Source organism: Gloeobacter violaceus PCC 7421 (assembly GCF_000011385.1).
GTDB lineage: Bacteria > Cyanobacteriota > Cyanobacteriia > Gloeobacterales > Gloeobacteraceae > Gloeobacter > Gloeobacter violaceus.
In genome coordinates, this window is the sequence record NC_005125.1 from 726,669 (window position 1) to 752,024 (window position 25,356).

A 25,356-nucleotide genomic window follows, 5' to 3' on the forward strand; every position below is an offset into this window, starting at 1 on the left:
AAGATATCACCGTCGGTGTGGCGTAACTGCACCGGGCGTTACAGACATCGCCCATGCGCCTGCAGCAGTTCAATAACTACGGTTCGCGCGGAGCAGGGGCGTCTTCTTCGAGTTCGATCTGGACTTGGACTTCACAGAGGCCGTCTTCCGCGTGCAACGGCCGGCCCTCGAAGTATTCGAAGTTGCCGTCGTAGGCGTTGGCAAAGGAAAACATGCCGCCCCCCAGGGACTTGATCTCGATATCTGCACCCTTTGGAAGACGAATGCCGCCCGGGTTGTACGTGGCCGTTACCCCTTGTCCAAAAGCTTCGCCAGGATCGCCGACCAGCTCCAGGCCGTGTCGTTGACATACCTTTTATGCTCTCGCACCCAACTCGTAGCATCAAGGGAAGCGTCGGTATCCACCGATAGAACGCCGATAGCGCAGGCAGTTGGGATTTGATTTTTTGGAGTAGAAACTCTTTGAGCTTCTGGGCGTTGTACAAACCCAGTTCCCTTTTGAAAGAGTTAAAAACCTGCCAGTAGAAAAACGCGGAGACAGGCTGCCAAGCGGTCTCCAACCTGCCAGCGCCGCGCCTTTGACGCCGCCGCCATCGAGAACCGCGTAAGCTTTTATCTTTGTGGGGCTGGACATGGGCGCTGCAATGTTATCGGCAAACTCTGTAACAGGTATTCAGAATCGTACCGCAGTACGTACCGATTCCCGGTCTGCTTCCCACCAAGATAAAGAAGCGGGAGAGAGGTCAAAACTTCAGTTGCATGCGGAGGTTGGCCACCAGAAACGCCCAGCGGTCCGCCGCTTCTTCGATCAGCTTGGTGGTCGGCTTGCCCGCTCCGTGGCCCGCCTTCGTCTCGATGCGGATCAACACCGGTCCTTCGCCCGCCTGCGCCGCCTGTAGCGCCGCTGTGAACTTGTAACTGTGTCCCGGCACCACCCGGTCGTCGGTGTCCGCCGTCGTCACCAGCGTCGCCGGGTAGCGTGTCCCTGCCTTCAAGTTGTGCAAAGGCGAGTAGGCATACAACGCCTGGAATTGCTCGGGGTCTTGCGAAGAGCCGTAATCGGACACCCACGCCCAGCCAATCGTGAACTGCTCAAAGCGCAGCATGTCCATCACCCCGACCGCGGGCAGCGCAGCAGCAAACAACTCCGGGCGCTGGGTCATGGCAGCTCCCACCAGCAAACCACCGTTGCTGCCGCCGCCGATCGCCAATTTCTCCGGCGAGGTGTATTTATTGGCGATCAGGTATTCGGCCGCGGCGAGAAAGTCATCGAAGACGTTTTGCTTGTTGAGCCTGGTGCCCGCCTGATGCCAATCCTCGCCGTACTCGCCGCCGCCGCGCAGGTTGGGGACGGCGTAGAGGCCGCCCATTTCCAACCACAGCAGGTTGGCGGGTGAAAAAGTGGGGGTAATAGAAACGTTGAAGCCGCCGTAGCCATAGAGGTAGGTAGGGTTGAGGGCGTTGCGGGGGGTGCCTTTTTTATAGGTGATGAACATCGGGATGCGGGTGCCGTCCTTGCTGTTGAAGAAGACCTGCTCGGTGGTGTAGGCGGTGGGGTCGAAGTCGACTTTAGGCTGGAAGAGCACGGTGCTTTTGGCAGTGGGGATGTCGTAGCGGTAGATGGTGGTGGGGGTGGTGAAGCTGGTAAAGGCGTAAAACGTCTCGGTGTCCGTGCGCTTGCCGCCAAAACCCGTGACGGTGCCAAGGCCGGGGAAGGCCACTTCGCTCAGGAACTTGCCTTTGAGATCGAAGACTTTTACCTGGCTGCGGGCGTCTTTGAGGTAACGCAAGAACAACCGTTCCCCCACAATATCGGCGCTCTGCAAAGTGGCGTCGGTCTGGGGAACCACCTCCTGCAACTGCAAAGGTCGCGTCGTGTCGATAAGCACCAGGCGACCGCGGGGCGCCTCTTTGTCGGTAACAAACCAAAAGCGCGGCCCGTCGTTGCCGATAAACGTATAAGCGGCGTCGGCGTCGGGCAATAGCTCCATCACCCTGCCTGAGTTGTTTTGCAGGTCTTTGTAGAAGACCCGGTTTTTGGGGTCGGTGCCCTGGCTGACGTTGATGACGAGGTAGCGTCCGTCTTCGCTGACTTCGCCGCCGAAGCCCCACTCTTTTTGATCTTTGCGCTCATAGACCAGCACGTCTTGAGCCTGGGGGGTGCTGAGGCGGTGGAAGTAGAGCTTCTGAAAATAATTGACATCCTGAAACTGGGTGGCGGCGTTCGGCTCGTCGTAGCGGCTGTAGAAAAAGCCCTTGCCGTCCTTAAGCCAGGACGCCTCAGAGAATTTGACCCACTTAATTACATCGGGCAGATCGCGGCCGGTCGCCACTTCGCGCACGTGCCACTGCTGCCAATCGGAGCCGGAAGCAGCGGTGCCATAGGCTAGGTACCTGCCGTCGTCGGTGATGTCGATGCCGGTGAGCGCCACCGTGCCGTCTTTGGAGAGTGTATTGGGATCAAGCAGTACCCGGGGCGCATCACCCAACTTCGCCGCATTGTACAGGACGCTCTGATTTTGCAGGCCGCTGTTGCGGGTGAAGAAGAACCGGTCCCCTTCGCGGTTGGGGATGCCGTACTTCTCGTAGTTCCAGATCTTGGTGAGCCGTTCTTTGAGGGGTTCGCGGTAGGGAATGCCTTCCAGGTAAGCGAAGGTGACTTTGTTTTGCGCCTCCACCCAGGCTCTGGTTTTGGGAGAATTGGGATCTTCAAGCCAGCGGTACGGGTCGGCTACGCGGGTGCCGTGGTAGTCGTCAAATTGCTCGACCCGCTCGGTAGGCGGATAAGTCAGTCTCGGAGCGCTCGCCGCCAGATTCTGGGCAAGGGCACAAGAAGCATCCAGCGATATCGCAAGAGCGACAGCACACAATCCGAACAGGGCGTTCATGGTCAGATCCCCAGCGCGGTAAAGATTACGCTCCAGGCTAACCGAACGCCCCGCCAGGCGGCAAAACCGCCCTACAACCCGGTGGAGGCTTTCTGGAAACGACGATTGATCTCATCCCAGTTGAGCGTGTTCCACCAGGCGCTCAGATAATCGGCCCGGCGGTTCTGGTACTTGAGATAGTAAGCGTGCTCCCAGACGTCGTTGCCCATGATCGGGTACTTGCCGTCGGCAATGGGCGAATCCTGATTGGCGGTGCTCACGATCTCAAGCTTGCCGCCGGGATTGCTCACAAGCCACACCCAACCGCTGCCGAAGCGCTTGGTGCCCGCTTCATTGAACTGGGTTTTGAAGGCGTCGAAGCTGCCGAAGTTGGTGCGGATGGCGGCGGCGATCGGACCGGCGGGCTCGCCGCCCCCTTTGGGCTTCATGATCTCCCAGAACATCGTGTGGTTGACGTGGCCGCCGCCATTGCCGCGCACGGCGGCACGGGTGTCCTCGGGTACTTGCTTAAGATCGCGCAGGAGTTGTTCGGGCGATTTTTTTTGGAGATCCGGATACTTCTCGAGCGCTTTGTTGAGATTGTCCACGTAAGCCTGGTGGTGCTTGTCGTGGTGAAGCTTCATGGTTTCTGCGTCGATATAAGGCTCAAGAGCGCTGTAGTCGTAGGGGAGGGGAGCAAGTTTGTAGGGATAGCCCGACGCCGTTGTCGACGCCTGGGTGGCGGACGGCATCGTGACCGAAGGCGGTTGCACCGACGGTACAGTGACGGTGGGCGGGGTAATCGTCGGTGTCGGGATGTTGATCTGGGCTTCGGCAGCTGTGGACAACAACGCGGCAGCGGTAAGGCAAAGGGTGCCGACCAGCGTGGATACGGAGCATTTCATCGAGACGAACTCCTGGCAGAGTGAACCGGTTTTTGCCTCAGGTGAACCGCAAGGGGCACGCCCGGCTGGAAAATTGCAGGCAGCCTTTAGTAACGGAGAATATCGCGCCTTACCTGTAAGCAAAACACCCAAAACCATCTTGCGCCTCCCCCCGGCGAATCGATCGGGCTTTTGGTCTAGTCCTTCGAGAACCGCTCTACCATTCGAGGCCGAGTTGCTCGCTTTCGGCAGGGCAGTCGTGGGGAAAGGGGCGCTCTGCCAGCCCCAATTTGCGCACAAGCAGCGTCGCCGACCCCGGCGAGAAACCTTCGAAATGGTTGTCAAGCAGCACATAGACACGTTTGCCGCCTTCCGCCAGGCGCCAAACGGCCGCCGCCCACGCATCGAGGGTGTCCGTGCGGTCGAATTGCCGGTGGGTAAAGTGCTCCAGACCGTTGGATTTGGATCCCATCAGCCGTAGATAGAGCCAGTCGGTAGGTAGCCTGTCGAGCCAGGCGAGCGCCAGTGGTGTCGGTATCCAGGGGGTATCCCCGAGGGTCAGGGCGATCCGGTGGGCCGCCAGCAGTTCGACCGTGCGCTCACTGAGCCAGGCAGGATCGCGAAATTCAACGGCAAAAGGCAAATCCGCGGGCAGATGGGGCAAAAAGCGCTCCAGCGCCGCAAATTCGTCCGTTGCAAATGACGGAGGCAACTGGATGAGAATAGCTGCCAATTGGACTCCCAAGGGGCGGGCGCATTCACAAAAGGCCGAAAGGGTCGCCCTTCCCCGCGCAAGACGGTACTCGTGGGTAAGGGTGCGGGGCAACTTCAGGGTAAAGCGAAAGGTCTCAGGCACCTGGGTCGCCCAGTTCTTGACCACCCGAATCTGAGGAACCGCATAAAAGGTCGAATCAACCTCCACCAGATCGAATGTGCGGGCGTAATGCTTCAGTTCGCGGGCGGCGGGCAGCCTGGGCGGGTAGAACGGGGCACTCAGATCGCCCACCGCTTCCGCAGAAGCCAACCGCCAATCCGGGTAGCGCCAGCCCTGGCAGCCGACGTAAATGAGTGTGTCCTCGGACATCGAAGCCATGCCCCGGTGGAACGTGCACTTGCCTTGCCCCAGATCTTAGCCGTCGGGCTGATAGGATCGCCTGTGGTCCATTCATGTCGGATAATGGCGACCGTTCTGCGATTTAGTGAACGCCCACTCGTTCGCATTGCACTGTTTTTGGCCGGGCTTTTGGCGCTGTGGCTGCCGGGGGTGTTGGTGTGGCTTTTTGTGACCGGGTGGCGACCGGGGATGCCCTTCGAGACGCTCAGCACCTCTCAGACCCTTGGGGCAGCCGTGATCTTGTACGCGGCTATTCTGGCGGTGTTGCGGCTTTTGGCTCACCGCCTTGACGGCCGCTCCCTCGCCCAGTACGGCCTGGCCCGCGATTGGGCCAATCTCCTCCTCGCAGGCATCGGTCTTGTCATCGGGGTGGTGGGACTCAGTCTACTGGTCGCGGCCGAAGCCGCCCTGGGCTGGGTGAGCTGGCATCCCGAAAAAATCGCCGGGCTAGCTATTCCCCTTGCCGAGGGGCTCGCAGTCGGCCTGGCGGTCGGCTTTATCGAAGAGCTGCTCTTTCGGGGGTTCTTGCTGCAAACGTTCGCCCAGCGCTATGGGGCCTGGGCGGGAGCGGTAGCGAGTGCGGCGCTGTTTGCTGCTGCGCACTTCATCAAAGCCCCCGAAATCATCCTCGCCACCTGGCCGCAGTTTCCGGCGCTGTTCGCAGCCGGGCTGCTGCTCGCATTCGCCCGCCTGCGGAGCGCCGGTCGTCTGGGGCTTGCCGTCGGACTGCACGCCGGCTGGGTGTGGACCTACTACGTCGTGAGCACCCAGGGTATGGCCCTGTACGACCGACCCGAAGTGCCCCAGTGGCTCACTGGCCTGGGGGGACATCCCCTGGCCGGAGCCGCCGGGGTGCTGCTTTTGGCCGCCGTCGCCCTGCTGCTTGCCCGTCTGCCGCTGCCCACCCCAGAAAAATTGCCGAAGCACCGTTGACATCTCTATCCAGAATGGATAGAGTGTCCACATCGGATATATCCGATGTGGATAGTTTCTGGAGTCGGTTCCTGCCCTCGGGCCTTCCCACAGTCCGGCTCGTGGAATCCATCGTTTGCCAATTCACTAAATCTGGAGGATGTGCCATGCTCTGTGCTTCCCGTTTTGTCGCGCCTGTCTTTTCACCGGCCCGCCGCGTTCGGTTCGCCCTTGGGTGGGGGCTGCAGGTCGTCCTCGCCCTCGCTATCCTGGCTGCTGCCGCGTTCGGTTTGCAGCAGGCGGCAGGCCAGGCGCGCTTCGACTCCCGCCCGCAACCGGCGACCACAAAAACCTATACTCTTCCTGAAGTCGTCGTCACTGCCAAGCGCCGCCGGGGTGCACCCGCGCCGGCCCGAGGCGCCTCCCCGGCTCGCCTCGGAGGCTTCCAAGGAAATTCCTTGTAGCCGGCCGTCTTCAGCCTGCTCAAGGTTGGAGCGGTTGACGGAAAACCGTTCAGCCGATAAATTGTCCATATCAGATATATCCATAACGGATAAAGTTCCTGCATTCATGAGCATTCCTGCGCCGGACCCGAGATCGTTTTTGCCGCTGACCCCGGCGGCCTTTCATATCCTGCTGGCCCTCGCCGAGGGCGAGCGCCACGGCTACGGCATCAGCAAAGAAGTCAAAGATCGTACCGACGGCGCAGTGCGGCTGGGGCCGGGGACGCTCTACCGTTCGATCAAGCAACTGTTGGGCGATGGGTGGATCGAAGAGTCCGACGAGCGGGCTGACCCGGATCTCGACGATCAGCGCCGACGCTACTACCGGCTTTCGCCTCTGGGGCGGCGCATCGCCGCCGCCGAGGCCGCCCGGCTTGCGGATCTAGTCGACCTGGCCCGCGCCCGCCGGCTGCTCCCTGGTGCGGATCCGGCTTAGAACCTTCACCAGACTCAAGGCACACGGGAGGTTCGCAGGCCCGTGGAAAATCTTGACCGACCTTCCCGAATTCTTCACCATCACCTTTTACGCTCAAAAGTGTTCTTCAAAATATTGATTAACCGGGCGGAGGCCAGTTTGCAGGCGGTATCGATTCCTAGCGTTTCCCTTCCGCGATAAACGACTTCCAGTTTCCAAGACAGCAGCGCCGCCCTCGCCCTTCCCCCCGACGGTCCCCCTTCATCCAGCCGCTTCGATGTCGGCGGAATTGCTCACCAATCGGCCTGCTGGCACCCGGTTCCCAATGCGCGGAACCGGGCTTTTTTGGGCGGCTTGGGATGAACCTGCAAAGTTGCTTCTCGGGTTTTTCACCTTTGTTGCTTAGCTTCAATATGAGCCCGGACAGGCACTTTCCCATCGCACGAGGCCTCTTCCCATGCAGCCGCCTCCACCCCAAACACCGCCGGATATGCCGCTGGAGGAGCCGAGTGCCGCCCCCGGCGTCGAGGCTTTGCGCCAGGCCATCGTCGATAACCTCCGCTATGTTCTGGGCAAAGATCCCTCCCAGGCCGGCGCCCAGGATTTTTTGGCCGCCCTCGCCCATACCGTGCGCGACCCGCTGCTGCATCGCTGGCGCAATACCCGCCAGGCTTACTTCGATTGCGGAGCGCGGGTGGTGTGTTATCTGGCCTCGCAATACCGCCCGGGACCGCAACTGGTGGCCAATTTGGTGAGCGCGGGCCTCTACGCGCGCTCCGTCGAGGCGCTCGCCGGGCTCGGTGTGCGTCTGGAGGATCTGCTGGCGCTGGAGCGCGAGCCGCAGCTGGGGCGGCGGGAGGGTTCGAGGCAGGCGGCGAGCCTTGCCGAGGCGCTCGCCACCCAGCAGATGCCCGCGATTGGCTACGGCCTGCGCTATGAATTCGGCTCAGAGCAAGTGATCCGCGACGGCTGGCCCTTCGAGCGCCCCGTCCCCTGGCGCTTCGCGGATGACCCCTGGGAGATCCCCCGACCCGAGTACCGGGTGGAAGTCCCCCTGGGTGGGCGGACCGAGGCCCATCTCGACGGCGAGAACCGCTACCGGGTGCGCTGGCTGCCCGAAGGCGCCGTGATAGGCGAACCTTACGACCGGCTGGTGCCCGGCTACCGCACCCACACCGTCAATACCCTGCGTCTCTGGAGCGCCCGGGCCAGCGAGCAGTTCGATGCGCCGGTGGCCAATCCGGAAGAATACGCCCGCGCCGTCGAAGCGAAACTCGACTGCGAGCTGATCACCCGGGTACCCTACCCGGCGGGAGACGGTCCCCACCACCAGCGGCTGCGCCTGCAACAGCAGTATCTGCTCGCCTGCTGCTCCGTGCACGACATCGTGCGGCTTTTTACCCAGACGGGCCGCCCGCTCGGCGAGCTGCCCGAGCGCGCGGCCATCCACATCGACGACTCCCACCCGCCCATCGCCATTGCCGAATGGATGCGGATCCTGGTCGATCGCCACGACCTGGGGTGGGAGGAAGCCTGGGAGATGACCGGCCGAATGTTCTCGGCCACCGCCCACACCTGGGCGGTGGAGACGCTTGAGTGCTGGCCGGTGGCGCTGGTTGAGCGCTGGCTGCCCCGGCACCTGGAGATTTTGCGCGAGATCGACCGCCGATTCCGCCTGCAGTTGCAAGCACTTCTGGTGGACGAAGCGCAAATTGCCCGCCTGTCGCTTTTTGCGGACGATCAGGTGCGCCTGGCTCACCTGGCCTGCATTGCCTGTCACACGGTGGTCGGCACCTCCGAGAGCGCTACCGGGCAGCTGGCGCAGACCGTACTTGCCGATTTTCACCGGCTCTGGCCGCAAAAATTTCAGACCATCGGCGCGGGCGTCTCGACCCGCCGCTGGTTGGTGCTGGCCAATCCGCCCCTCGCCCGGCTGATCGGCGAGCGGATCGGCCCCCACTGGCTGACGCACCCGGAGGGACTCGACGCCCTGCGTCGGCACGCCGCCGACCCGGACTTTCAACGGAGCTGGCGGCAAATCAAGCAGGCCCACAAGCGTTCCCTTGCCGCTCAATTGCTCGCCACGAGCGGTGTCGCCCTCTCTTCGGAGGCCCTTTTCGATATTCGGCTCGAACCGTTCGAGGGGTGTCGCCGACAGTTGCTCAGCGCGCTGTACATCGTCACCCTTTTCAATCGCCTCCAGAGCGAACCCGGGGCTAATATCGTCCCGCGCGCGTTCATCTTTTCGGGATGGCCCCGGCCCGGCGATCCGCTCGGCCGCCTGACTGTCAAACTCATCCACGCCGTCGGCGCGGTCGTCAACGCCGATCCGATCGTGGCCGGGCGGATCCGGGTCGTCTTCGTGCCCGAACCCACCGTCGCCCTGACCCAAAAAATCTTCGCCGCGGCGGATCTGGCCGAGCAGGACGCCCTGCCGGGCTTTCAGGCCGGCGACACCGGCAGCCTCTGCGCAGCCCTCAACGGCGCCCTGCTGTTGGGCAGCCCCGACGGGATCAATCTCGAGATCGAACGGACCGTCGGCCGCGAGCGTTTCTTCGAGTTCGGTCTAAGTACCGGCGAGGGTCAGGCGCTCAAACTCACCGAGTACCAGCCGATGGCTTTCTACCACAGCAACCCGCTCCTGCGGCAGGTAGTCGACCAGATCGCCACCGGCTACTTCAGCCACGGCGACAGCGAACAGTTCAAGCCCATTGTCGCGGCAATGGTAGAGGATGACGAAGCGCTGAATCTGGTCGACTACCAGTCCTATGTCGACGGTCAAGGGAGCGTCGATGCCGCCTACCGCGACCTGGCCCTGTGGACGCGACTCTCGATCGAGAGCGTCAGCCGCCTCGGGGCCGTCTGCTGTGACCGGACGGCGCGGGAGTACTGCAGCCGCATCTGGCGGCTGCAACCGGTCAAAGTCCACCTCGATGCCTACAGCCAGCAGGTGATCGCCCTCAAGGGGCGCGAACACCTCTAAGTTCTATTTTCAGCGGAGCCTCAGATGACTACCCCAACCCTCCACACCGTCAGGAAAATTGCCCACGCTGCCGACAGCCGACCGGTCTGCTCGATCGGCTGTCTCCACTGCGGTTCGCCTATCGCCTGGCACCGCGACGGCACCGTCTGGCACGGCCATTGCGCGCAGTGCACCCGGATCCTGCGCGGCCGACTCGGCGACAGCGGCTGCATCGAGGCGACCTATCTTCCCCAGGATGATTTCTACTTGAGTGTCCGCGGCTGCTGAATTGAGCGGCTGCTGAATAGAGGGATTCCCGAGTTTTTCACCGGCAAGGTCTAGCCTGAATGCACCTGCAGCCGCTCATCCTGAGGAACGCACCGCCATGAACAAAATCGAAGCGATCATCCAACCTTCCAGGCTCGACGCCGTCGAGCAGGCCCTGGCGGCCATCGGTGTGCAGGGCATGACCGTCAGCCGGGTTGAAGGCTTCGGCCGGCAGCGCGGCCATTCGGTGATCTTTCGGGGATTCGGGAGCGCCGCGCAGTTTCTTGCCAAGCTCAAACTCGAAATCGTCGTACCTGACGAATTCACCGAGACGGTTGTCGAGCGAATCGTACAGGCGGCACGCACCGGCAGCGTCGGCGACGGCAAAATCTTTGTGCTGCCTGTCACCCAGGCGGTGCGGGTGCGCACCGGCGAGTGCGACCTGGAGGCGGTCCGCTTCGAGAGTCCGGCAGTCCTGATTCACTGAGGGCACCATGTTCACAAAAATCCTCGTCGCCCTAGATCAGTCTTCCAGCAACGAACTGGTCTTCGAGAAAGCCTTTGCCCTCGCCCGCCTCGGCGGAGGGTCGCTGATGCTGATGCACGTGCTGTCGGGGGACGAAGACAACAGCCCCGGCCTGGTCGTTCCGGCGATCACCGACTTCCATCCGCTCAGTTTCGACGACGAGACCCTGGCGTTTTATCGCCGGGAGTGGGAGCGCTACGAGCAGTTGGGGCGGGCGATGCTCCAGATGTTCGCCGAGCGGGCCGCCGCCGTCGGGGTCATTGCCGAATTTAGCCAGAGCGCCGGCAGCCCCGGCCCGCAGATCTGCCAGTTGGCCCGCGCCTGGAGCGCCGATTTGATCGTTACCGGGCGGCGGGGACGGCGCGGCATCAGCGAGATGCTTCTAGGCAGCATCAGCAACTACGTTCTGCACCACGCCCCCTGCTCGGTGCTGGTGGTTACCGGTGCGGAGGATGAGGACAAACCCTTGCCTATTGAGGCCGGTCTGCAGAAGCCTGCCACTCGTCGGGGGCGAGCGCCCTGAGCGACAGGGCGTGAATTGCGCTTCCCATCTCGGCGGCGAGCGCTTCGTAGACCAGCCGGTGGCGGCGGATCGCAGGCAAACCGCCGAAGCGCTCCGAGACGATGAGCACGTTGTAGTGCCCACCGCCCCCGGCCGCCCCGGCGTGTCCGGCGTGGCGATCGCTCTGATCCTCGATTTCGACCACCGAGGCGTGAAGCCGGCTTTTGAGGATCGCCGCAATTTTTTGGGCGGTGTTCATGGGTGTCACTGTCCTGCAACTTTGTGATGTAGCCCCGTCGGATGTGCTGCCAGTGCTCGGGGAAGTGCTGCTCGAATCGTCATGGCCTGCCGGGTTTGCGCAACGGTCCTATGCTAGCTGTCCGGCACCCGGGGGCAGATCCCCAACTTCGGCCGGGAGGTTAGAATGCAGAAATAATTATTTACTCAAGTGTCTATTCACCTGGATGTAGCAGGATGCCCGGGGCGTTGTGCCTTCAGCCGTCGCCACTTAAAGGTTTGTCTACAGCAACTATTAAGCGTCCACCGGGCGCCCTTTGTGCGGATGTCGAGTCGGCGATTGGCTTGCCGGCTTGATCTGTGGCATCCGTGTATGCAAGCAACCTACCGCCAGAGTTGAGGAACCTTCCCGTGCCAAATCAGCACCGCAGCACCCGCAACGACACGCTTCGGGCGACGGGTTTGCCCGTCAAAAATCTCCGCTGGGAGCAGCAGCGTCTCTACGTGATCGACCGCTGCAACAAAGTCCACGTCGCTCAGATGTTTCCGCACCTGTATCAGGAGTGCCTGCAGGAGGCGGCGATGATGCTCAATCGCCTCGAACTGGAGCGCAAGCGGCTCATTCACCCGGATCGGTGGGGACCGGGCCTCAGCAACGAGAACGCCGATTATCCGATTTTGAGCCGGCTGCTGCGGCTTGGCTATACTCTGCAGCGCGCCTGACGCCTGATATTTGGCGGTTGGTTTTGCACGACAGTCTGTGGAGCGAGAGGTGGAACCCCCTTCGGGTTCCCCTCTCGCGCTCTCCTCCTCCCCGCGTCGAGGGGCTGCCAGCCCCCCGACACCCCCCGGACTTAGCGGCACGGCCAGGAACGAGAGTTTGTGGGTGGGATGGGTTTATTTTTCCAGTGCGTGCACGACGCGTGTCGACTGCGGCGAAAGGGCTGGCTGGTCGTTGGGCTGCTCCTGGTTTTGAGATGCTGACGCATCAAGGTGCCGGGTGCCAGAACGGAAGCTGTTGCCCATGAAGGGTGCTGCCGGCCGGGACACCTAACACCCGATACCTCTCTAACTACGCACCAGTGGCCGGGCGGAGCCCGGTCGGCTTCGGATAGGTTGGCCGGTGAGCAGTTGTGCTACGTCCATGCCGTTGCCGATCACCCCCGGCACGCTCGGGTAGCCGGCGCTGGCTCCGACTAGAAACAAATTCGGCAACTCCGTGCGGTAACCCAGGCGGTGCAGGCCCACCTGGCTGGGGATGAGCTTGGCGCCGTAGATGTTGCCCTCGGGTTGGCCGAGATAGAACTCGCTGGTGGTGGGCGTGCCGAAAATTTTCATCCGCACGTATTTGTCGATGTCGGGGATCAAGTCGCGGGTGCTTTCCATCACCTGCCGGTAGACCTCGCGCTTGCGCGCTTTGTACGCCTCGGGCTTAGTCTCGCGCAGTTGCTTAAATGGCGCGTAGGCGCAGACGGTGGCAATTTCCAGCACATGGTTGCCCGCCGGGGCCATGCCCGGTTCGTTCGATTTGAGCGTCGGACAGGATAGGAAGATCCAGGGCCGCTCAAGGTCGTCTGTGAGTTGGCGGCGGTAGGCGCCGTTGAGATCCCCGTCCGGGTAGTACCAGATATTCCAGTTGCCGATGCCGTAGCGGCTTGGGTCGAAGGTTTTATCCAGACCCAGATAGACATTGAAGGCACTCGCCGAGTACTCGTAGCCGGTCAGCCGCTGCCGCTCCCGTTCGCTCAGGGCGGTGGGATCGTCCATCAACCCCACCGTGAGCTTCGGATCGAGATCGCTGATGTAGGCGGCGGCCCGGTAGAGCTTCCCGGCGGCCACTATCCCGTCCACGCGGTGATCTTTGATGTGGATCTGCTCGACGGGTGTTCGGTAGTGCACCGCCCCGCCGCCCTCGACAATCGCCGATGCGATCGTATCGACGAAGTGCTTGAAGTGGTGCCGGGGGTAATAGGCGCCTTCGGCGTAGTCGCGTACTAGTGAGGTATGGGTATAAAGGGCTATCTCCGCCGGCGGCAGGGCGTAATCGCCGCTCTGGCCCGCCAGGATCGCCTGCAACTTTGGCGAGAGACCCACTTCGTCGTAAAGATCCTGCAGCGTCCAGTGGCGCCTGGCGAATAAATTCCAGTATTTGGGCAACTTTAACCAGTCGGACCATTTTTGATCGAACCAGTTGACTTCGCGCAGCAGTGCGCGCATCTCCTCGTGCAACCCGCTGATCGCATCGCAGTAGCGACGGATGGCGACGGTCTCCTCGGGGAAAGTCGCGATGAGCCGCTCGCGCAATCGCTCCCAACCGAGGGGAATGGCAAAGTCGGCCTCCGGTGTCACCACCCGGTCGATGCACTCGGGATCGAGGGAATTAAATTCGATTTGCCGGTCGATGTGGCGCAGAAACTGACCGATGGTCTGCTCCGGGGCGCACTGGGAGACATAGTGCACATCGGCACAAAAGCGGTAGTCTCCGTAGTCAAACGTATGACAACAGCCGCCGGGCAGATAGTGTTGTTCGAGGACGGCGACGCGGTGTCCCTGGCGGGTAAGGCAGGCTGCCGCCGAGAGTCCTCCCAGTCCCGCTCCGAGTACGACAAAATCAAAATTCTCCATCACTACCTCCATAACCTGAGGCAGAGATTATACGCACAGTCCGTTCCTATCCCCGGCACCACTGGCGGGCGATTCGGATTCAAGGACGAGTTTATTTCGATGCGGTATAGACAGTGCTGTTTTCTGTCTCGAATCCGGGTCGTCCGGTGCGATCAATTCTAGCGCGGACTATCCGTTTAGTTCGACAGCAACCGGTCCGGTTTTCCAAATGTCGCGGCAGTACTCGCCCATGCTGCGGTCGGAGGAAAAATAGCCCATGCGCACGGCATTGAGGATCGACATGGTCGTCCAGCGCTCGGAGTCGGCGAAGGCAGCGTCTACCTGTTGCTGGCAGTCGAGGTAGACCTGGTAGTCGGCAAACAGCAAGTATTCGTCGCGGGCCATCAGGGCATCGACCAGGGGCCTGAACAGATCCGGCCGGCCGGGGGAAAAATGCCCCGAGGCCACCAGATCGATGACGCTCCGCAGTTCGGTGTTGGTCTGGTAGTAATCGTTTGGGTGGTAGCCGCGTGCCTTGAGCGCGTAGACCTGCTGGGCGGTGAGCCCGAACAAGAAAAAGTTCTCAGGCCCGACTTGCTCGCGAATCTCGATATTGGCGCCATCCAGGGTGCCGATGGTGAGCGCCCCGCCCATGGCGAATTTCATGTTGCCGGTGCCGCTTGCCTCCTTGCCCGCGGTCGAAATTTGCTCGGACAGATCGGCGGCCGGATAGATTCGCTGGGCGAGCGAGACGTTGAAGTTGGCGAGAAATACGACTTTGAGCCGCCCGCCCACGTCCGGGTCGGCGTTGATGATGGCGGCGACAGAATGAATGCATTTGATGATGAGCTTGGCCATCGTGTAGCCCGGCGCCGCCTTGCCCGCAAAGATGAACGTGCGCGGCTGCAGGGCCATAGCCGGATTTTGCTTGAGGCGGTGGTAGAGAGTGATGACATACAGGAGCATCAACAACTGGCGCTTGTACTCGTGGACGCGCTTGACCTGGATGTCGAAGAGCGAATCGGGGGCGACCTCGATGCCGTTGAAATGGAGGATGTATTCGGCCAGATCGTGTTTGTTGTCGGCTTTGATTTGTTTCCAGGAGGCGCGAAAATCGGCGTCGTGCAGGTGGTCTTCGAGTTTGCGCAGTAAGGCGAGATCGCGGATCCACTCCTGGCCGAGCCGCTCGGTGTAGAGCAGCGCCAGCTTCGGATTGGACAGCAGCACGAAGCGCCGGGGGGTGACGCCGTTGGTCTTGTTGGAAAATTTTTCGGGGGTGAGGGCGTAGAAATCGGCCAGCACATCCTGCTCCAACAGTTCGGTGTGCAGTTTGGCGACACCGTTGATGGCGTGGCTGCCCACGCAGGCAAGATTGGCCATGCGCACGTACTTTTCGGAGCCTTCTTGAATCAGCGACAGGCGGGCGATGCGGGCCTCGTCGTTGCCGAAGCGCGAGCGCGCCAGGTGCAAGAAGCGTTCGTTGATCTCGTAGATGATTTCTAGATGCCGGGGCAACAGCCGCCCGAACAGCGACACCGGCCAGCGTTCGAGCGCTTCACTGAGCAGCGTGTGGTTGGTGTAGGCAAAGACTTTCTGGGTGATCTGCCAGGCTCTGTCCCACTCGATCAAGTACTCGTCGACCAATAGCCGCATCAACTCGGCGATGCCGATGGCCGGGTGGGTGTCGTTGATCTGGATGGTCACCTTGTCTGTAAAGCTGTCGAGGTCCACATGGTGATCCCAGTAGCGCCGCAGGATGTCCTGCAGCGAACAGCTGACAAAAAAATATTGCTGCTCCAGGCGCAATTCCTTGCCCTGGTAGGTGTTGTCGTTTGGGTAGAGCACTTTGGTGATGTTTTCTGAGTACGTCTTGCCCGCCACCGCCCGGGCAAAATCCCCCGAGTTGAACACCTGGAAATCAAAATCCTCGGTGGCTCGGGCGCTCCAGAGGCGCAGGGTGTTGACGGTGTTGGTGCGGTAGCCCGGAACCGGGGTGTCGTAGGGGGTACCCAGGACCGAGCGCTCGTGCACCCAACTGACCCGGTAGCGCCCCTGGGGATCGGTGTAGGCTTCGGTGTGGCCGCCGAACTTGACCTCCACCAGGTACTCGGGCCGGGGGATTTCCCAGGGGTTGCCGTAGCGCAGCCAGCGGTCGGGCTGCTCGAACTGCCAGCCGCCCTGGATAGTCTGGGCGAAGATGCCGAATTCGTAGCGGATGCCGTAGCCGATGGCGGGTACACCGAGGGTGGCAAGCGAATCCATAAAGCAGGCGGCCAGACGCCCGAGTCCGCCGTTGCCCAATCCCGGTTCGTTCTCCTGCTCCATCAGGTCGACAAGCTCGAAGCCGAGTTCGCGCAAAAACGTGCGCGCCGGTTCGTAGAGACCGACGTTGACCAAGGCGTTACCGAGTTGGCGACCCGGCAGATATTCCGCTGAGAAGTAGCACACCGAGCGCACGTCCTGCTTGAGATACGTCTCCTGGGTGTGGATCCACCGCTGCAACAGCCGGTCGCGCACTGTCCAGGAGAGGGCCATGTAGAGGTCGTAGGGCGTGGCGTTCTGCAGATCCTTGGCCTGGATGTAGTACAGATTGTCCAGAAAGGCGCGCTTGAGTGTCTCGGTGTCCATGCCGGTGCGGTCGTCCTCGACCTGCACGCGCACCTGGGGGGTGCGCAGGACGTGCTTTTTGAGGTCGGTGGGCAAGGCGGCGTGCTTTTCGGGGCGTTTTTTCCAGGTCGCCTGGTACTCGCTGAGGGTCATTTTCTGGGCCTCTTTGCCGAACGGGTCGCAACGCGGCGCAACCTGCTTCGAGTGTAGGGCAACAGCCGAGGGGCAGTGCGCCTGTGGTCCCAGCACCAAGGTTCAGGCAAGAGGAGCTTGAAGAGAGTGCTCAGAAAAGCTATGGTCTGCTCAAATCCAGCTGTTCTCGTTCTGGAAAAATCAATGACGGCTATCGTGGCGCCCGTCGCGGGCGAACAGCGCATCTTGTTGCACAAGGTCAGTTGGCAGCTATTCGAGGCGCTGCTTGAAGAACTGGGTGACAACCGCTCTATACGCCTGACCTATGCCCGAGGGACGCTGGAAATCATGTCGCCGCTGATGGCTCACGAAAACAGCAAGCGCCTCCTCGAAAAATTCATCGACATCCTCGTGGAAGAGTTGGAGCTGAATGTCAAAAGTTCCGGTTCGATGACCTGCAAGCGCGACGACCTGGAGCAGGGAGCCGAGCCGGATAGCGGCTTCTACATCGCCAACGAGTCCCGGGTGCGCAGCAAATCGAGAATCGAACTTCCCCTCGATCCGCCGCCGGATCTGGTCGTTGAAGTCGAGTATTCCCGCTCAGCCGTCGATAAATTAAAACTCTACGCGGCGATGGAAGTCCCCGAATTTTGGCGCTACGACGGTGAAAGCCTGCGCATCTTCCGGTTGGAAGCGGGCGAATATGCCCTTGTCGAGAACAGCCCTACTTTTGCACCGGTACTCACCTCCGAGATCCCACGCTTTTTGGCATTGAGCCCCCAAAGCGGCGAAACCGCAGCGGTCCGCTCCTTCCGTGACTGGGTTCGGCAAATGAAAATGCGCAGGATTTAAGCGACGGTCAAAATTTCCACACCCGTTTCGGTAACCAGCACTGTGTGCTCCCACTGGGCAGAGAGCTTGCGGTCTTTGGTCAATACCGTCCAGCCGTCGGGGGCTACTTCAGCGTCCAGCGCTCCGCCTCGTTGTTAATGGCAAGAGTGTGGATACCGGGGTGCACCATCGGCTCCAGATGTGCGAGCAACTGGGCTGCAAGCTGTCCCGCCCGGCGCATCTTCTCGATCTCGCGCCCGGAAAGCAGCACGATCCCCCGATGGGCATCGGGACGCAACCAGGGCGCGCCGGATAGACGAGAGCCTAGACCGTTCACAATAGTACCTCCTGTGTCACTGCTATGCTATGCTGTGCCAGCACAGCATAGCACGCCGTAGGCCGCGCCGATCCGTACAATGTGTGCAAAGGCAAGCAAGTCACGATCGGACGGCGGTATGGGCGGCAAGACGGATCTCGACCGGGTGGTGGCCTACGTCCCCACCGAGCTGAAAAAAGAACTGGAGCAGTGGGCGGAAGCGGAGGAGCGCTCGGTTTCCTGGCTGGTCGCCAAGCTCATCGACCGGGCCCTGCAGCAGCGCCGGGAGCGCGGCACGCTACCCGGCGAGGACGGATTTGTACTGGCTTTTACAAAAACTGGCCCCGGTAAAACGGCCATCGAGCAGACCGGATAAAGCCGCATACAGATTCTGGGGTTGAGCCGGGTGATTCAGCGGGTTGCCACAGCCACGGGACACACCGATGCGTGCGGCGGTCCTGCGCGCAAACGGTGCCGCCAGTTTCACCTGAAAGCTGCGATAGTCGCCTTTCAAGCCGTCTTGGGGCTTTTGGCGCCAAGTCCGTCCCAAGCGCAGCCGGAGCCGCCGATTCTGGCTGTGCCTGTGTCGACCTCGCCTGAAACCTTGCCCACCCAGTCCGAAGTCGAATTGCCCCCGGTGGATTTGTTGCCCGCTCCCGAACCGCTGTCCCAACCCGAACCGCAACTGGAAACTCCGCCGCTTTTACTCCCACCCGAGCCTCAGCCCCCGCCCACCCCCAAGCGCGCCCAACCGGACAAAACGGCCCCCAGCATCGCCTATCCGCCGTACGAAGAAGCAGCTCGTCGCGATTTGCGTTTGGTGGCAAGCCACAGTACTATTCGCGGACGCAAAGAATATCTGAGCAACGAAGCCGCGTGGGCGTTCACCCGGATGCGGGCTGCCGCCGCTAAAGCGGGTGTGAGGCTCATTTTGATCTCCGGTTTTCGCGACCGCACCAGGCAAGCGAGGATTTTCGCCAAACAGATAGCCAGAAAGGGATCCCTAGCCGCCGCGCTCAAATTGGTTGCCCCTCCCGGCTTCAGCGAGCACCACACGGGCTACGCCATGGATCTGGGCGATGCGCTCTATCCGAAAACGCATCTGGAGACCACTTTTGAAAACACCCCCGCCTTTCGCTGGCTCAGCCGCAACGCCGCCCGCTTCGGGTTCGAACTTTCTTACCCGCCAGGCAACGCCGTGGGTGTCGGCTACGAACCCTGGCACTGGCGGTGGGTTGGATCTAAAAAGGGAAAGATACTTTTCTCTGCAGCCAAGGGTGAATAGGCTTTAGCTTGAAGGCGGGTCCAACTGGCGAAGCGATTCAAAAAGGACCACAGCCACGGCGTTGGAGAGATTCAAACTGCGTACCGCCGGTTCGGCGAGGGGAATGGTCACCACCGGATGGCGTTCGTCTGACAGTAGACCCTCGGGCAGGCCGCGGCTCTCGGAGCCAAAGACCAGCCAGTCGCCGGGCTGAAAAGCAAAGTCCCACAGGCACACTCCCCGGCGGGCACTGGTGAGCACGAAGCGCTGCGCGGATTGCTGTTCCAGCAACGCGCCCAGATCCGGATGGTAATGCAAATCGACGTGTTCCCAGTAGTCGAGCCCGGCACGCTTGAGGTATTTGTCGCTCAGTTGAAAGCCCAAAGTCCCTACCAGATGCAGGCTGGTGCCGGTGGCGGCACAGGTGCGCGCCACATTGCCGGTGTTGGGAGGGATCTCCGGATCCACCAGCACGACATGGAAAGCTTCACGGCCCATTGCTGCTGGGGGCATTGCCCACCCGCCCCGGTACCGGGCGCTCGAACCCCTGGGCGTCCTTGAGGATATAGAGCGGCCGGTTTTTGATCTCTTCGTAGATGCGGCCCACGTACTCGCCCAGGATGCCGACGGTAATGAGCTGCACCGCCCCGATAAAAAATACCGCCGCCGCGAGAGCGCCGAAGCCGTTGAGGGGAGAGGCCGTAAAAAAGCGCCAGTAGATGACCAGACCCACCATGATCAGGGCCAGAAAACCCGTGAAAAATCCGAGCCAGGTGGCCAGGCGCAACGGCAGTCGCGAGAAGGAGACCAACCCATCGAGGGCGAGGGCGAGGGACTTGGTGAAGGTGTACTTGGGTTCGCCCGCGAGGCGCGCGGGCCGCTCGAAGGTCACCTCCGCCTGGTCAAAACCCACCCACGAGCGCAGGCCCCGCAAGTAGCGGTTGCGCTCGGGCATCGCGTTGAGCAGGTCCACGATCTGGCGGTCGAGCAGGCAAAAATCGCCGCTGTCCACCGGCATCTGCACCTCCGCCAGCCGCTGCAAAAGGCGGTAGTACAGAAAGGCGAACAATCGCTTGGAAGCAGGTTCCCGGCCGCGCTGGGTGCGCCTGGCAAAGACCACTTTGAAGCCCGCTCGCCATTGGTCCAACAGTCGCGGCAGCAGTTCGGGCGGATCTTGCAGGTCGCCGTCCATGATCACGACCGCTTCGCCGCCGGTGAAGTTGAGCCCGGCGGTGACCGCCACCTGGTGGCCGAAGTTGCGCGAAAAACTCAAAAGCCGCACGCGCGGATCGGCCTGGATGAACTGGCGGACGAGGTGGGGCGTGCGGTCGCTGCTCGCATCGTCGACAAAAATAATTTCGTAGGAGCCGCCCAGGCCGCTCAGCACCGCCGTAAGCCGCCGGTACAGCTGCGGCAGATTTTCTTGTTCGTTGAAGACAGGAACGACAACAGAAATCGACTGAGGCATCGCTATATCTTAATTGGGAAGCGCCGTCGGGGCCGCTCACAAAGCTTCAATCAGCTTACAACGGCGCATAGGTGCAATACCTGGATCGAACGAGGGAAGGTGCCCGCCTGGAGGGTTACACTGTCGCCATGAGCAAAGTTGCCATTGTCCTGGGAACCCGGCCGGAGGCGGTGAAACTGGCCCCGGTGATCCTGGGCTTTCGAAACTGTCCGCACCTGCACACCCGGGTGATCCTCACCGGCCAACACCGGGAGATGCTCTACCAGACCCTGGCTTGGTTCGGGATCGAGGCGGACGCCGACTTGCAGATTATGACGCCGCGCCAGAGCCTGGCCGACATTACCTGTCGGGCGCTGGTGGGCCTCGAAGCCGTCCTCACCGACGAACGCCCCGACCTGGTGCTGGTGCAGGGAGACACCACGACCACCTTCGCCGCCGCCCTCGCCGCCTTCTACCAAAAAATTGCCCTGGGCCACGTCGAAGCGGGCCTGCGCACAGGGGTCGCAGACGACCCGTACCCCGAGGAGATGAACCGCCGCCTCACCTCGCGCCTGGCAGCCCTGCACTTTGCCCCGACGATGCGCGCGGCGGAGAACCTCAAGCGCGAAGGCATCCTCGATCACGTCTATCTCACCGGCAACACCGTGATCGACGCGCTGCACACCATCGCCAGCCGCAAGCCCGAGTGCCCGGTGGCGGGCCTCGACTGGGAAAAGTCGCGGGTGATGCTGGTCACCGCCCACCGCCGCGAGAACTGGGGCCAACCGCTCGAAAACATCGCCCACGCCCTGATCGATATTCTCGAAGCGCACCCGGACACCGCCCTGGTGCTGCCTTTGCACAAAAATCCGACCGTGCGCGAACCGCTCCAGGGCATCCTCGGTGCGCACCCGCGCGCCTTTTTGGACGAACCGTTCGACTACCCGCAGCTGGTGGGTGCCCTGCAGCGCTCCACCCTGGTCCTCACCGACTCGGGCGGACTGCAGGAGGAGGCGCCCGCCTTCGGCAAACCCGTGCTGGTGCTGCGCGAGACCACCGAGCGGCCCGAGGCGATCGAGGCGGGGGTAGCCCTCAAAGTCGGCACCGACCGCACCGCCATCGCCCGGGCCGCCCACGCTCTGCTCACCGACGATGCCCTCTATGGGCAGATGGCCCGGGCGGTCAACCCCTTCGGCGACGGCCACGCGACCGGGCGCATTTTGCGCTCGACCCTTGCCTTTTTGGGGTTGCCCTCAGATTGACGGGCCGCGGATCGACCCGCATCGATGCGATGGCCAGTCCAGATATGTGGTGTTTCAGCGGGCAAATAGCCGCTTTTCTGAGGTCGGCCCCCCAGATGTAGAGTTTTTTTCCTCAAACCCACCACTATTCGATTTTTTTTTGGTACAGTTTGACTGACCCAAATTCTCGTTTTACGGGAGTTTATCGAACCGACCATGTTAGTTTCGCCTGAACATTGTGGGAGTTGCTGAGCGGATCGAATGGCTTCGGGGGCAACTGCCCGCCGCGGTGCGGCTGGTGGCTGTGACCAAGCAGGTGCCCGTCGAGCGCATTCGTGAAGCTTACGATTGTGGCCTTCGGGATTTTGGTGAAAGCCGAATTCAGGAAGTCCAACAAAAAATTCCGCAATTGACGGACCTTCAAGGAGTGTCCTGGCACTTGATTGGCAGTCTGCAGCGCAACAAAGCCCGTCCGGCCCTGGAAGTATTCGACTGGATCCACTCCGTCGACAGCCTTCCGCTCGCCGAGCGGCTGGCGTCGCTGATGGACAGCGTCGGTCGCCGACCGCGGCTGCTCCTGCAGGTCAAGCTTGCCGCCGATCCGACCAAATCGGGTTGGTCGCAGGCCGAACTGGAGGCGGCCCTGCCGCGGCTTGCCGCTTTGCCGCAGCTCGATATCCGGGGGTTGACGGCGATTGCGCCGTTGGGACTCGGCGAGCAGGGCAACCGGACGCTCTTTGGCCAGGTTGCAGCCCTCGCCCGCGACCTCGGCCGCCGCGCCGGGGAAGCCGGTTGGCAGCATATCCGCATGGAGGAATTGTCCATGGGCATGTCCGGCGACTATCCGCAGGCGATCGCGGCCGGGGCGACGATGGTACGCCTCGGTCAAGTCCTGTTCGGTTCACGTCTACCGCTACGGAGGAATGGTGATGAGTAGCTTCTGGTCGAAGGTCAAGGACTTCGTCGGCTTCGGCGATCCCCTTGAGTACGAGGAGGACGGCGAAGAGTACGAGCAGGTGTATCGCGAAGAAAATAAGCGCGAGGAAGCGCGCAGGGCCACCGCCGGGACCGCCGCTGCCGCTACTCCCACCGCCGCCGCCCAGGCGTCCGACGCTGCCCCGATGGGCAGCGGACCGGCGCGCAAGCGGGTGCGTGCGGGCAACGTGATCGGCATGCCCAACAGCGGTGTCAACGAGGTGCTCGTCATCGAGCCGCGCTCGTTCGAGGAGGCCCCCCAGATCGTCCAGCACCTGCGCGATCGCAAGTCGGTCATCCTGAATCTGACCTTGATGGACAGCGACCAGGCCCAGCGCAGCGTCGATTTTGTGGCCGGGGCCACCTTCGCCATCGACGGCCATCAGGAGCGCGTCGGCGACGGGATCTTCCTGTTTACGCCCAGCAGCGTCATGATCAGCACCGAAATGCCTTCGCAGCTGCGTCAGGCCAACCAGGCCTTCGGCGGCAACTTCCGGCTCAACCCGGAAGCCCCCCGCCGCGCCCAGGGCTAGAATAAGCGGGCACTCGCGTCCCCCTTGCCCATGAACTTAGGCATTGTCGGCGGCGGTGCGATGGCCGAGGCTTTGATCGCCGGCCTGATCGCCGGCGCGGTTTATGCACCTTCGGAAATTGCCGTGAGCGACCCGGTGGCCGAGCGCGGCGAGTGGCTCCATCGCCGCTACGGCGTGGTGGCCGTCACCGACAATCTGGTTCCCGCCGCTGCCCCGACGCTGCTTTTGGCTGTCAAGCCCCAGGCTTTTGCCGTGGTGAGCAACCAGGTTGCCGCCCATGTGCGCTCCGAACTGGTGGTGTCGATCCTGGCGGGCGTTCCGCTGGCCCGCCTGCAGGCGGCCTTTACCGGGCGGGCTGTCGTGCGGGCGATGCCCAACACCCCGGCGCTGGTGCGCTCCGGAATCACTGCCCTCAGCCGCTCGGAGCGCGTCACCCCGGAGCAGTTTGCCGTCGCGCGCACGCTCTTCGCCTGCGTGGGTGAAGTGGTCGAGGTGCCCGAATCCGCCATGGACGCGGTGACGGGCTTGTCGGGCTCCGGTCCCGGTTATCTGGCGCTCGTGGTCGAGGCGCTCATCGACGGCGGCGTGGCCGCCGGTCTGCCGCGGGCCACCGCCAGCCAGCTGGTGCTTGCCACCTTGCGCGGCAGCGCGGAGTTGTTGATCCAGGAGAAGCTGCACCCGGCGGTGCTCAAAGACCGCGTCACCAGCCCCGGCGGCACCACCATCGCCGGCATCGAGCAACTGGAGGGACGCTCGGTGCGCGGGGCGTTTATCGAGGCGGTCCAGGCCGCCACCCGCCGCGCCCGGGAACTGTCCGGGTAGCGGCTAGTTGGGTTCCGTCGGCACCGGTCCCTGTTCGAGCCAGAGCGAGCGCCGGTCGTAATCGATAGTCAGGCGGTAATGTTTCAAGAATGTGTAACCCAGCACTCCCGCCAGGGGACGCTTGAGGATGGCCTCGAAGGTGCCCAGATTCTGAACGATGGCCGCCTGACGGCGGGCGACGACCGGACCGATCTGAATGGTGTCGAGGTCCATGGTGGCGGCGCTCTGGGAACGCGCCGAGCCGATCCCCGACAGTTGCACCCGCTGAGCGCGCACCGGCAGCCGGCGCTCGCGCACGAAGCGGTCGCTGAGCAGACTGACGCTCGCACCGGTGTCGACGATAAAGGCGGCGGGAGGCCCTTGATTGATGCGCGCCTGGACGACGATCAGCCCGGCGGTGCTCTCAAAGGGCACCTGGGCGGTCTGGCAAAAGGCGGGAGCAGCGGCCAGAGCCCAGCAGCAGGCCGGAAGCGGCCACCCTTGCCGCCTTACCATAGAAAAAATCCAGCCCAGCCGGTTGCGCATCGCTCCCATTTAACATTAGTTTTCGGGGATTGCTGCGGGCCGGGGCAACGGCCAATAATGTGAGCCATGGATATTATTCCTGCGATTGACATACTCGACGGCCGCTGCGTGCGCCTCTACCAGGGCAACTACCAGCTTGCTGAGACCTACGGGGAGGACCCGGTGGCCGTTGCCTGCAACTGGGCGAAACTGGGGGCGCCGCGGCTGCACGTGGTCGACCTGGACGGTGCGCGCCAGGGGATGCCCGTGCACCTCGACGCCCTCGAAGCGATCGTCACCCAGGTGCCCTGCCCGGTACAGTTCGGGGGTGGCCTGCGCAGCATCGAGGCGGTCAGTGCCGTGCTCGATCGCGGTGTGGACCGGGTGATCCTGGGCACCGCCGCGGTCGAAAATCCGGCGCTTATCCGCGAGTGCTGCGAGCGCTTCGGCGGCAGAATCGCCGTCGGCCTCGACGCGCGCGGCGGGCAGGTGGCGGTGCGCGGCTGGCGGGAAACCTCGGAAGTGGAGGTGACCGAACTGGCCGGCGAGATGGAAAAGCTCGGCGTCAGCGCCATCGTCTACACCGACATCCTCAAAGACGGTACCCTCACCGGTCCGAACCTGGTGGAGCTGCAGCGGCTCACCGACGCGGTCAAAGTGCCGATCATCGCCTCCGGCGGCGTGGGCACCCTGGCGGATGTGCTCTACCTGCTGGCGCTGGAGCCGCGCGGATTGCAAGGAGTGATTATCGGCCGGGCCCTCTACACGGGCGATGTCGATCTGGCCGAGGCGCTCAGGGCGGCCGGGCCGAGCCGCTGGCAGGATCTTCCCCCGGACGATGTGGCCTTCGCCTGATGGTGGGTGATACCCTAGAGCAGCTTTTGCCGCATT

At 62.4% G+C, this 25,356-nt stretch carries 26 protein-coding genes and 2 pseudogenes; 15 read left to right on the top strand and 13 right to left on the bottom strand.

Features of this window, described 5'->3' with window-relative positions:
* Nucleotides 1–76: 76 nt before the first annotated feature.
* The 4 genes from GLL_RS03545 to GLL_RS03560 all read right to left on the bottom strand — a co-directional run bounded on the left by GLL_RS03545 (nt 77) and on the right by GLL_RS03560 (nt 4,835).
* Nucleotides 77–214, bottom strand: a complete 138-nt coding sequence (locus GLL_RS03545; RefSeq protein WP_164928570.1) for a hypothetical protein — start codon at nt 212–214, stop codon at nt 77–79.
* 529 nt (nt 215–743) lie between these two features.
* Nucleotides 744–2,888, bottom strand: a complete 2,145-nt coding sequence (locus GLL_RS03550) for a prolyl oligopeptidase family serine peptidase (protein WP_011140683.1) — start codon at nt 2,886–2,888, stop codon at nt 744–746.
* Nucleotides 2,889–2,959: 71 nt separating this feature from the next.
* Entirely contained in the window at nt 2,960–3,772 is an 813-nt protein-coding gene (locus tag GLL_RS03555; protein ID WP_164928571.1) for a superoxide dismutase, read from the bottom strand.
* 196 nt (nt 3,773–3,968) lie between these two features.
* Nucleotides 3,969–4,835: a DUF72 domain-containing protein gene (locus tag GLL_RS03560; protein WP_164928572.1), complete on the bottom strand. Its 867-nt coding sequence runs from the start codon at nt 4,833–4,835 to the stop codon at nt 3,969–3,971.
* Between the two features lie 93 nt (nt 4,836–4,928).
* Between GLL_RS03560 and GLL_RS03565 the strand changes: the two genes are divergently transcribed.
* Complete coding sequence (locus GLL_RS03565; protein ID WP_164928573.1) at nt 4,929–5,798, top strand: CPBP family glutamic-type intramembrane protease; 870 nt, start codon at nt 4,929–4,931, stop codon at nt 5,796–5,798.
* Nucleotides 5,799–5,980: 182 nt separating this feature from the next.
* Here the strand turns inward: GLL_RS03565 and GLL_RS03570 are convergent, their stop codons facing one another.
* Nucleotides 5,981–6,325: a hypothetical protein gene (locus GLL_RS03570; RefSeq protein ID WP_164928574.1), complete on the bottom strand. Its 345-nt coding sequence runs from the start codon at nt 6,323–6,325 to the stop codon at nt 5,981–5,983.
* A gap of 22 nt (nt 6,326–6,347) precedes the next feature.
* Between GLL_RS03570 and GLL_RS03575 the strand changes: the two genes are divergently transcribed.
* The 5 genes from GLL_RS03575 (at nt 6,348) to GLL_RS03595 (ending at nt 10,973) form a co-directional block, all read left to right on the top strand.
* Nucleotides 6,348–6,716: a PadR family transcriptional regulator gene (locus GLL_RS03575; protein ID WP_011140688.1), complete on the top strand. Its 369-nt coding sequence runs from the start codon at nt 6,348–6,350 to the stop codon at nt 6,714–6,716.
* A 436-nt stretch (nt 6,717–7,152) separates the two neighbouring features.
* Nucleotides 7,153–9,678, top strand: a complete 2,526-nt coding sequence (locus GLL_RS03580) for a glycogen/starch/alpha-glucan phosphorylase (protein WP_011140689.1) — start codon at nt 7,153–7,155, stop codon at nt 9,676–9,678.
* Between the two features lie 24 nt (nt 9,679–9,702).
* Nucleotides 9,703–9,945: a hypothetical protein gene (locus GLL_RS03585; protein ID WP_011140690.1), complete on the top strand. Its 243-nt coding sequence runs from the start codon at nt 9,703–9,705 to the stop codon at nt 9,943–9,945.
* Nucleotides 9,946–10,042: 97 nt separating this feature from the next.
* Nucleotides 10,043–10,411, top strand: a complete 369-nt coding sequence (locus GLL_RS03590; RefSeq protein WP_011140691.1) for a P-II family nitrogen regulator — start codon at nt 10,043–10,045, stop codon at nt 10,409–10,411.
* A gap of 7 nt (nt 10,412–10,418) precedes the next feature.
* Complete coding sequence (locus GLL_RS03595; protein ID WP_011140692.1) at nt 10,419–10,973, top strand: universal stress protein; 555 nt, start codon at nt 10,419–10,421, stop codon at nt 10,971–10,973.
* Here GLL_RS03595 and GLL_RS03600 read toward each other — a convergent pair.
* Nucleotides 10,921–11,211, bottom strand: a complete 291-nt coding sequence (locus tag GLL_RS03600; protein WP_164928575.1) for a BolA family protein — start codon at nt 11,209–11,211, stop codon at nt 10,921–10,923. The genes GLL_RS03595 and GLL_RS03600 overlap by 53 nt on opposite strands.
* A 389-nt stretch (nt 11,212–11,600) precedes the next feature.
* Between GLL_RS03600 and GLL_RS03605 the strand changes: the two genes are divergently transcribed.
* A complete protein-coding gene (locus GLL_RS03605) occupies nt 11,601–11,912 on the top strand; it encodes a hypothetical protein (RefSeq protein ID WP_164928576.1) in 312 nt (103 codons plus the stop codon).
* 345 nt (nt 11,913–12,257) lie between these two features.
* Here GLL_RS03605 and GLL_RS03610 read toward each other — a convergent pair whose 3' ends face one another.
* Together GLL_RS03610 and GLL_RS03615 are read right to left on the bottom strand one after the other, a co-directional pair.
* Nucleotides 12,258–13,814 (bottom strand): phytoene desaturase family protein, encoded by a 1,557-nt coding sequence (locus GLL_RS03610; protein WP_011140695.1) that lies wholly within the window; start codon nt 13,812–13,814, stop codon nt 12,258–12,260.
* 168 nt (nt 13,815–13,982) lie between these two features.
* Nucleotides 13,983–16,553 (bottom strand): glycogen/starch/alpha-glucan phosphorylase, encoded by a 2,571-nt coding sequence (locus GLL_RS03615; RefSeq protein WP_011140696.1) that lies wholly within the window; start codon nt 16,551–16,553, stop codon nt 13,983–13,985.
* 141 nt (nt 16,554–16,694) lie between these two features.
* Here GLL_RS03615 and GLL_RS03620 point away from each other — a divergent pair, with 141 nt between their 5' ends.
* Complete coding sequence (locus GLL_RS03620; RefSeq protein ID WP_011140697.1) at nt 16,695–17,384, top strand: Uma2 family endonuclease; 690 nt, start codon at nt 16,695–16,697, stop codon at nt 17,382–17,384.
* On the opposite strand, the pseudogene GLL_RS23615 reads toward GLL_RS03620, so the two are convergent.
* Nucleotides 17,381–17,488: pseudogene (locus tag GLL_RS23615) on the bottom strand (type I methionyl aminopeptidase); the annotation flags it as partial. The gene GLL_RS03620 and the pseudogene GLL_RS23615 sit on opposite strands and share 4 nt — an antisense overlap.
* Nucleotides 17,489–17,496: 8 nt before the next feature.
* A pseudogene (locus GLL_RS23620) lies at nt 17,497–17,604 on the bottom strand (type I methionyl aminopeptidase); the annotation flags it as partial.
* 214 nt (nt 17,605–17,818) lie between these two features.
* Between GLL_RS23620 and GLL_RS03630 the strand changes: the two are divergent.
* Both GLL_RS03630 and GLL_RS03635 read left to right on the top strand, forming a co-directional pair.
* Complete coding sequence (locus GLL_RS03630) at nt 17,819–18,055, top strand: ribbon-helix-helix domain-containing protein (protein WP_164928577.1); 237 nt, start codon at nt 17,819–17,821, stop codon at nt 18,053–18,055.
* A gap of 153 nt (nt 18,056–18,208) precedes the next feature.
* Nucleotides 18,209–18,964: a M15 family metallopeptidase gene (locus GLL_RS03635; RefSeq protein WP_164928578.1), complete on the top strand. Its 756-nt coding sequence runs from the start codon at nt 18,209–18,211 to the stop codon at nt 18,962–18,964.
* Nucleotides 18,965–18,967: 3 nt separating this feature from the next.
* On the opposite strand, the gene GLL_RS03640 is transcribed toward GLL_RS03635, so the two are convergent.
* Together GLL_RS03640 and GLL_RS03645 are read right to left on the bottom strand one after the other, a co-directional pair.
* The gene (locus GLL_RS03640; RefSeq protein ID WP_011140701.1) at nt 18,968–19,456 is read right to left on the bottom strand and encodes a tRNA (cytidine(34)-2'-O)-methyltransferase; all 489 of its coding nucleotides are present in this window, start codon (nt 19,454–19,456) and stop codon (nt 18,968–18,970) included.
* A complete protein-coding gene (locus GLL_RS03645; protein WP_011140702.1) occupies nt 19,431–20,411 on the bottom strand; it encodes a glycosyltransferase family 2 protein in 981 nt (326 codons plus the stop codon). The genes GLL_RS03640 and GLL_RS03645 overlap by 26 nt, the downstream gene beginning before the upstream one ends.
* A gap of 128 nt (nt 20,412–20,539) precedes the next feature.
* Between GLL_RS03645 and wecB the strand changes: the two genes are divergently transcribed.
* The 4 genes from wecB (at nt 20,540) to proC (ending at nt 23,961) form a co-directional block, all read left to right on the top strand.
* Nucleotides 20,540–21,652, top strand: a complete 1,113-nt coding sequence (wecB, locus tag GLL_RS03650) for a non-hydrolyzing UDP-N-acetylglucosamine 2-epimerase (protein WP_164928579.1) — start codon at nt 20,540–20,542, stop codon at nt 21,650–21,652.
* A 217-nt stretch (nt 21,653–21,869) separates the two neighbouring features.
* Nucleotides 21,870–22,568, top strand: coding sequence for a YggS family pyridoxal phosphate-dependent enzyme (locus tag GLL_RS03655; protein ID WP_011140704.1), 699 nt, complete (start codon nt 21,870–21,872; stop codon nt 22,566–22,568).
* The gene (locus GLL_RS03660; protein WP_164928580.1) at nt 22,561–23,139 is read left to right on the top strand and encodes a cell division protein SepF; all 579 of its coding nucleotides are present in this window, start codon (nt 22,561–22,563) and stop codon (nt 23,137–23,139) included. Before GLL_RS03655 ends, GLL_RS03660 begins: the two co-directional genes overlap by 8 nt.
* A 30-nt stretch (nt 23,140–23,169) precedes the next feature.
* Nucleotides 23,170–23,961: a pyrroline-5-carboxylate reductase gene (proC, locus tag GLL_RS03665; protein WP_011140706.1), complete on the top strand. Its 792-nt coding sequence runs from the start codon at nt 23,170–23,172 to the stop codon at nt 23,959–23,961.
* A 3-nt stretch (nt 23,962–23,964) separates the two neighbouring features.
* Here proC and GLL_RS03670 read toward each other — a convergent pair whose 3' ends face one another.
* On the bottom strand, nt 23,965–24,456 hold the full coding sequence (locus GLL_RS03670) for a retropepsin-like aspartic protease (protein WP_164928582.1): 492 nt from the start codon (nt 24,454–24,456) through the stop codon (nt 23,965–23,967).
* Nucleotides 24,457–24,552: 96 nt separating this feature from the next.
* Here GLL_RS03670 and hisA point away from each other — a divergent pair, with 96 nt between their 5' ends.
* On the top strand, nt 24,553–25,320 hold the full coding sequence (hisA, locus tag GLL_RS03675) for a 1-(5-phosphoribosyl)-5-[(5-phosphoribosylamino)methylideneamino]imidazole-4-carboxamide isomerase (RefSeq protein ID WP_011140708.1): 768 nt from the start codon (nt 24,553–24,555) through the stop codon (nt 25,318–25,320).
* Nucleotides 25,321–25,356: the final 36 nt, after the last annotated feature.